Origin of the sequence: Lutibacter sp. (assembly GCF_013139515.1) — a bacterium.
In the GTDB taxonomy this organism is placed as follows: domain Bacteria; phylum Bacteroidota; class Bacteroidia; order Flavobacteriales; family Flavobacteriaceae; genus Lutibacter.
The window spans coordinates 1-6,335 of record NZ_WTAR01000044.1 but is presented as its reverse complement, the minus strand read 5'-3'; the positions used below and the strand labels follow the sequence as shown (position 1 = coordinate 6,335).

The following is a 6,335-nucleotide window of genomic DNA, read 5'->3' as shown; positions in this document are numbered from 1 at the left end:
CACCAGTTCCAAATTCTAAATTTTTATAAAAACTTTCGGTTAATTGTTCCGTATTAGATGTTATTAATTGTTGAACTTCTTGTTGTGTTTCAGTATCAAATGTATCAGAAAGCCAAAGTTGTGCTTTTTCTAAAATATTACTCATGTTCTTAAAATTAATTTAACTACAAAAATACTATTATTAACGGTTATTTGCTTTGGAATTTTTAGACTTTTAACTAAAACGTTATAAATTTATTTTTTTTGAAATTGAATAACGTTCCGTGTCATTTTTTGACCTTAAAATTATTTCGCCTAAAAAGCCAGCTAAAAAGAATTGCGTACCAATTATCATTGTTACCAATGAAATATAAAATTGTGGGCGTTGTGTAATTAATCTGCCCATTGGGTGAAAAAATAATTTGTCTACACCTAAATAAAATGCAAAAGTACAGCCAATAATAAACATAATAGTTCCTAATAAGCCGAATAAATGCATAGGACTTTTACCAAATTTAGATAAAAACCAGATTGTAATAAGGTCTAAAAAACCATTTATAAAGCGGTCAATTCCAAACTTTGTAACGCCATATTTTCTTGCTTGATGTGCAACTACTTTTTCATCGATTTTATGATACCCTGCATTTTTAGCAAGTACAGGAATGTAGCGATGCATTTCTCCACTTACATCAATATTCTTAACAACTTCATTTTTATATGATTTCAATCCACAATTAAAATCGTGTAATTTTAACCCTGAAGTTTTACGGGCTGCCGCATTAAATAATTTTGAAGGAATATTTTTCCTGATTTTAGAATCGTAACGCTTTTTTTTCCAACCCGAAATTAAGTCAAATCCTTCATTTTTAATTAAGTTGTACAGCTCTGGTATTTCATCTGGACTATCTTGTAAGTCGGCATCCATTGTAATAACTACATCACCTTGCACCTCTTTAAACCCCGCATTTAATGCTTGAGATTTTCCGTAATTTTTTTGAAATCGAAGTCCTTTTACACTTGAATTTTCTTTTGATAAGGTTTCAATAACTTTCCAAGAGTTATCTGTACTACCATCATCAATAAAAAGTATTTCATAAGAATAACGATTGGATTGCATAACTTTTGCAATCCAATCGTGTAATTCTTTTAAAGATTCATCTTCGTTCAATAGTGGAATAACTACTGATATATCCATTTAAGTTTTATTTTATTAAATACTTGTAATTTCTTCGTCAGTTTTTTTCATAATTAAACCTCCAATTAGTGAAATTATAAACCCAACAAATAAGCTTCCAATGATGTTCATTGCTGAAGCCATTACAGGTCCTGACATTTTACTAGCCATCGCTAAAGATGTTTCTAATTGTTCATCAGACATGTTAGGATACTGTTCTATCATTGCTTGTTCTTGTACATCAGCCATTCTGGTAAAGTATTCAGGCTCAATAAAATTAGTAAAAATTAAAGTGTAAGCAACACCAACTAATCCAGAAATTAGAGCAATCCCTAGACCTGTTTTTAAAGCTTCACCTAAAGATAGAAACCCACCGTTTAATTCTTTAATTTTTTTAATACCTAATACTATAATAGCTACGGTAATAGCAATCCCAATAATTGCCATAGACCAGTGCGGATCATAGGTTTTTCCCATTGCAAATAAAGCAACATTTAATAAAATACCAGTAAATCCTAATATTAAACCATAGTTTAACATGATTTGTTTTGGTGTTGTTGTTTGGTTTTCCATAATAATTGAATAGATTTTAGTTTAACAAATATACTAAATACCACTTTAGTATAGCTTGTTATTATTAATATTAATAAATTGTTTTAATTAATTTATTAGTTAACAGTTATTTAAAAATGTTACATAAAATTATAAAAAAAATCATTGGTAAAACAAAAATTGATTGTAAATTTGCAGCTGGCAAGTCCTACACAACTAGCTCCCTTTGAATCCTCCAGGGCGGGAACGCAGCAAAGGTATTAGGTTGTAGCAGTGTGATGTAGGTAGCTTGCCTTTTTTTATGCACTTTTGTTAAGTTTTTAGAAGTGTATTTTACTTCAAAAAAAATCAATTCTAAATTATAATTTATTTCAAATACCTTACTTTTGAAAGCAATTAATAATTTTAATCTTTCAATATTTAATGAAAAAAGTTGTTTTAATTACAGGAGGTTCATCAGGAATTGGAAAATCGGTTGGTGAATTTTTAACTCAAAAAGGATTTATAGTTTACGGAACTAGCAGAAATTCAGATAAAATTAAAAATCCCCCTTTTAAATTAGTTTCTTTAGATGTAAATCATACAGAAACAATTGCTGAGGCAGTAAGTGAAGTTATTGGAAATGAAGGAAGACTAGATATTTTAATTAACAATGCTGGTATGGGAATTACAGGCCCTATTGAAGAAACTCCAACCAATGAAATGCGTAATGTATTTGATACAAATTTTTTTGGTGCAATTGACGTTATGAAAGCTGTGTTACCTCAAATGCGTACTCAAAATAGTGGTTTGATAATAAATGTAACTTCAATTGCAGGTTATATGGGATTACCTTTTAGAGGCATTTATTCAGCAACAAAAGGAGCTTTGGAAATCGTTACAGAAGCAATTCGTATGGAAGTTAAAAGCTTTGGTATTGAAGTTACCAATGTTGCCCCTGGAGATTTTGCTACAAATATTGCTTCAGGAAGATTTCATACACCAGTTTTTGAGAATTCACCTTATAAAGATGTGTACCAAAGTAATTTAGATTTAATGGATTCCCATGTGGATAGTGGAAGTGACCCAATTGAAATGGCAAAAGCTATTTATAAAATCATCAATACTAAAAAACCAAAAGTGCATTATAAAGTGGGCGATTTTATGCAAAAATTTTCAATTGTATTGAAAAAAATATTACCGGATACTATTTATGAAAAGTTATTAATGAATCATTATAAATTGTAATCAATTAAGTACTTTTGCGAAGGATAAATAAATATATAAATTAAACAACATATAAAGAATGAAATTTTTTATTGACACTGCAAACTTAGAGCAAATTAAAGAAGCACAAGCTTTAGGAATTTTAGATGGTGTAACTACCAATCCATCATTAATGGCTAAAGAAGGAATTACTGGTGCTAAAAATATTTTGCAACACTATGTTGATATTTGTAATATAGTTGATGGTGATGTTTCTGCCGAAGTTATCGCAATAGATTTTGAAGGAATGGTTAAGGAAGGAGAAGCTTTAGCAGCTTTGCATCCTCAAATTGTGGTAAAATTACCAATGATTGCTGATGGAATTAAAGCGTGTAAGTATTTTTCTGATAAAGGAATTAAAACGAATGTTACTTTAGTATTTTCAGCTGGGCAAGCTTTATTAGCTGCAAAAGCAGGAGCAACGTATATGTCGCCTTTTATTGGTCGTTTAGATGATATTTCAACAGATGGTTTAGGATTGATTTCTGATATAAAACATATTTATGATAACTATGGTTTTGAAACTCAAATTTTAGCAGCTTCAGTACGTCATACAATGCATATTATGGATTGCGCAAAAATTGGAGCAGATGTTATGACTGGGCCTTTAAGTGCTATTAAAGGATTATTAAAACATCCTTTAACTGATAGTGGTTTAGCACAGTTTTTAGCTGATTATAAAAAAGGAAACTAGTATAAGCTTACAATAACATATATACATAAAAAAAGGAACTGTTAATAGCAGTTCCTTTTTTTATGATAGATTTATGAGTTTGTTATACCGTTTTATAAGTATATGCTTTGCCTTTAAAGCTATATTCAATTTTTGTTACTTTTTCACGTTTAATTTTGTCAGCTTCGTCATCATTTAACTCAAAGTCAATTTCTGTATAATAAGAAGCTGTATTTTTTATTTTGTTAGATTCAATATCAGTATTATCTGAATTCAATGTTAATGAATCGTTTTCAAAAATAAAAGTTAGTGTACAACCAGTTCTCTTAATTTTTGTTGAAACGCTTCCAATAATAATTGTTTTTATAAATGGAAAACCTCCTAATTCTTCAAAATCTAAATATACATTATTAGCTTCATCTTCAGCATATTTGGTTCCTCCTTCAAATTCAATTTTAGGAATTTTTGCTGAAGGCGTTTCTACTTTTTTAGATTTTAAAAGGTTTGAAAAAGAAAAAGCCATGTTGTTTTTTTGGTTTTAATTATGATATGCCTGATTGTGAGCTAAATCTGATCCGCAAGAAGTACACTTTGCAGCAGTACCAGCGCCACCATAACAGCCATTACTGCATGTGTAATGATAAACACCTTTGGCATTTTGCGCAGGTGAAGCCGATTTATTTGTTGTTGGATTACTGTTTAAATCAGTTTTAGGAACGTTTAAAGGTCCGTTTTTTAGAAACTCATCATTATGAAATGCTAAATTATGTGTGTAAGGCGTATTGCATGTTGGGCAATTTCCAGCAACATCACTACCGCTATTTTCACATTTGTTATCACAAATATAATGTATTGCTTTAGTGGTTACTTTTTTTGTTTTTTGTGTAGTTTCTGGTTTGTCTTCTTTGCACGAAACAGTTATTGCTAAAATAAGTGCTAGAAATAATTGAAATACTTTCATAATAATTACGACTGATTGTTAGTTTTCAAATATAGTATAAATTAATAAATTCTGGAAGTTGGTTTAAACTACTTTTGTGAATTATTAATTGTTTTTTTAAATGTAGTTTTATATAATTTACTTAAACCATTTTCAGATTTGTACATTTCGTTTAATATTTTATCTAAAGGCATTTTTGTTTGAAAACTTGCCTTTGTTGTATTTCTCTTACTTGTAAAATATAAAGTGTTTGAATTTAAATTTACAAAAGGACAATAATCCATTTTGTCTGAATTTATAGTTGCTCCCATATTTTTAGCCATTTGCCAATTTTCATCTTCATCTTTGTAACTAATGTATAAATCACCGCTTCCAAAACCATCTTTTCTGCTATAGCCTGTAAAAATTATAAATGACTCGTCAGGTGAAACAAAAGCATTAAATTCGTATCCTTCTGTATTTATTGTTGAATCTAAAGATATTGGAGAGCTATATTTTCCGTTCTCAAATTTGCTAAAATAAATATCATCTTTTCCTTTTGAAACTGTGCCATCACTTGTAAAGTATAAATTGTTTGATGAGGAAATTGAAGGGTAAAACTCATTACCACTTGTATTTATTGGTGCTCCCAAATTAACTGGCTCAGACCATTCACTTTCTAAAGTTTTTCTTTCAACATACCAAATATCAAAATCTTTTGTTTTTACTTCGGAAGTATTTAAAGGTCTGTTTGAAGCAAAATACAGTTTTAAACTATTTGGAGATAAAAATGGTTCAATATCATGAAATTGACCTGAAAATGAAACAATTTTAGGTTTTGACCATCTGTTATTTTCTTTTTTAATAATTACAATTGCCGATAACTCACTGAAATAACTTTGAACTGAGAAATAAACTTCATTTTCATCGTAGGAAATACTTATATCTCTAACGTTTGGGAATTCAGAAATTATTTCTGGTAAAAATGGACTAATTAAGGTGTTCTTATTCTCTTGAGCATTTATGCTAATTGAAATAAGTAAAAGGAACAGTAAACAAGATTTCATATGTGTTTGTTAGTGGTTTTACTCAAATATATTGTAAATAAAAAAGTCCTAACAATTTTGTTAGGACTTTTAATAAATTTTTAACTTATTTTATAAGTGAATCACTTCGTCATAAGCATCTGCAACAGCTTCCATAACTGCTTCACTCATAGTTGGGTGAGGATGAATTGTTTTTAACACTTCGTGACCTGTAGTTTCTAATTTTCTACCTAAAACAGCTTCAGCAATCATATCAGTTACACCTGCACCAATCATATGACAACCTAACCATTCTCCATATTTAGCATCAAAAATTACTTTTACAAATCCATCTGTAGTTCCCGCAGCAGTTGCTTTTCCAGATGCACTAAAAGGAAATTTTCCAATTTTTAAATCGTAACCAGCCTCTTTTGCTTTTGCTTCTGTCATACCAACACTTGCAATTTCTGGAGTAGCATATGTACAACCTGGTACATTGCCATAATCAATTGCCTCTGTATGTAATCCTGCTAATTTCTCAACGCATGTAATTCCTTCAGCAGAAGCAACATGTGCTAATGCTTGACCAGGAACAACATCACCAATTGCATAATAACCAGGTATGTTTGTTTGGTAAAAATCATTCACTAAAATCTTATCTCTGTCAACTACTATACCCACATCTTCTAATCCTATATTTTCGATATTCGATTTAATACCTACTGCCGATAATAGAATATCAGCTTCTAAAGTCTCTTCTCCTTTTTT

The 6,335-nt window shown here is 29.8% G+C and carries 8 protein-coding genes and 1 other RNA gene; 3 read left to right on the top strand and 6 right to left on the bottom strand.

The window, feature by feature from the left end; genetic code table 11:
• Window positions 1-226: 226 nt before the first annotated feature.
• Entirely contained in the window at window positions 227-1,174 is a 948-nt protein-coding gene (locus GQ540_RS05195) for a glycosyltransferase family 2 protein (RefSeq protein WP_291798340.1), read from the bottom strand.
• Between the two features lie 15 nt (window positions 1,175-1,189).
• On the bottom strand, window positions 1,190-1,726 hold the full coding sequence (locus GQ540_RS05190) for a DUF4199 domain-containing protein (RefSeq protein ID WP_291798338.1): 537 nt from the start codon (window positions 1,724-1,726) through the stop codon (window positions 1,190-1,192).
• 178 nt (window positions 1,727-1,904) lie between these two features.
• Here GQ540_RS05190 and ffs point away from each other — a divergent pair.
• The 3 genes from ffs to fsa all read left to right on the top strand — a co-directional run bounded on the left by ffs (window position 1,905) and on the right by fsa (window position 3,644).
• An RNA gene (gene ffs / locus GQ540_RS05185) (signal recognition particle sRNA small type) lies at window positions 1,905-2,003 on the top strand.
• A gap of 125 nt (window positions 2,004-2,128) precedes the next feature.
• A complete protein-coding gene (locus GQ540_RS05180; protein ID WP_291798335.1) occupies window positions 2,129-2,932 on the top strand; it encodes an SDR family oxidoreductase in 804 nt (267 codons plus the stop codon).
• A 58-nt stretch (window positions 2,933-2,990) separates the two neighbouring features.
• The gene (fsa, locus tag GQ540_RS05175; RefSeq protein ID WP_291798333.1) at window positions 2,991-3,644 is read left to right on the top strand and encodes a fructose-6-phosphate aldolase; all 654 of its coding nucleotides are present in this window, start codon (window positions 2,991-2,993) and stop codon (window positions 3,642-3,644) included.
• A gap of 82 nt (window positions 3,645-3,726) precedes the next feature.
• Here fsa and GQ540_RS05170 read toward each other — a convergent pair whose 3' ends face one another.
• From GQ540_RS05170 to GQ540_RS05155, 4 genes are all read right to left on the bottom strand, one after another.
• Entirely contained in the window at window positions 3,727-4,146 is a 420-nt protein-coding gene (locus tag GQ540_RS05170; RefSeq protein ID WP_291798330.1) for a hypothetical protein, read from the bottom strand.
• A gap of 15 nt (window positions 4,147-4,161) precedes the next feature.
• A complete protein-coding gene (locus GQ540_RS05165) occupies window positions 4,162-4,584 on the bottom strand; it encodes a hypothetical protein (protein WP_291798327.1) in 423 nt (140 codons plus the stop codon).
• 68 nt (window positions 4,585-4,652) lie between these two features.
• A complete protein-coding gene (locus tag GQ540_RS05160; RefSeq protein WP_291798324.1) occupies window positions 4,653-5,609 on the bottom strand; it encodes a hypothetical protein in 957 nt (318 codons plus the stop codon).
• A gap of 90 nt (window positions 5,610-5,699) precedes the next feature.
• Window positions 5,700-6,335: FAD-dependent oxidoreductase (locus GQ540_RS05155; RefSeq protein ID WP_291798321.1), on the bottom strand; the 636-nt coding region annotated here is incomplete at its 5' end.

What these genes read in the sequence shown, in the direction of transcription:
- GQ540_RS05180 (WP_291798335.1), top strand. Translation starts at nt 2,129, where the DNA reads ATGAAAAAAGTTGTTTTAATTACAGGAGGTTCATCAGGAATTGGAAAA.
- fsa (WP_291798333.1), top strand. Translation starts at nt 2,991, where the DNA reads ATGAAATTTTTTATTGACACTGCAAACTTAGAGCAAATTAAAGAAGCA.
- GQ540_RS05195 (WP_291798340.1), bottom strand. Translation starts at nt 1,174, where the DNA reads ATGGATATATCAGTAGTTATTCCACTATTGAACGAAGATGAATCTTTA.
- GQ540_RS05190 (WP_291798338.1), bottom strand. Translation starts at nt 1,726, where the DNA reads ATGGAAAACCAAACAACAACACCAAAACAAATCATGTTAAACTATGGT.
- GQ540_RS05160 (WP_291798324.1), bottom strand. Translation starts at nt 5,609, where the DNA reads ATGAAATCTTGTTTACTGTTCCTTTTACTTATTTCAATTAGCATAAAT.
- GQ540_RS05170 (WP_291798330.1), bottom strand. Translation starts at nt 4,146, where the DNA reads ATGGCTTTTTCTTTTTCAAACCTTTTAAAATCTAAAAAAGTAGAAACG.
- GQ540_RS05165 (WP_291798327.1), bottom strand. Translation starts at nt 4,584, where the DNA reads ATGAAAGTATTTCAATTATTTCTAGCACTTATTTTAGCAATAACTGTT.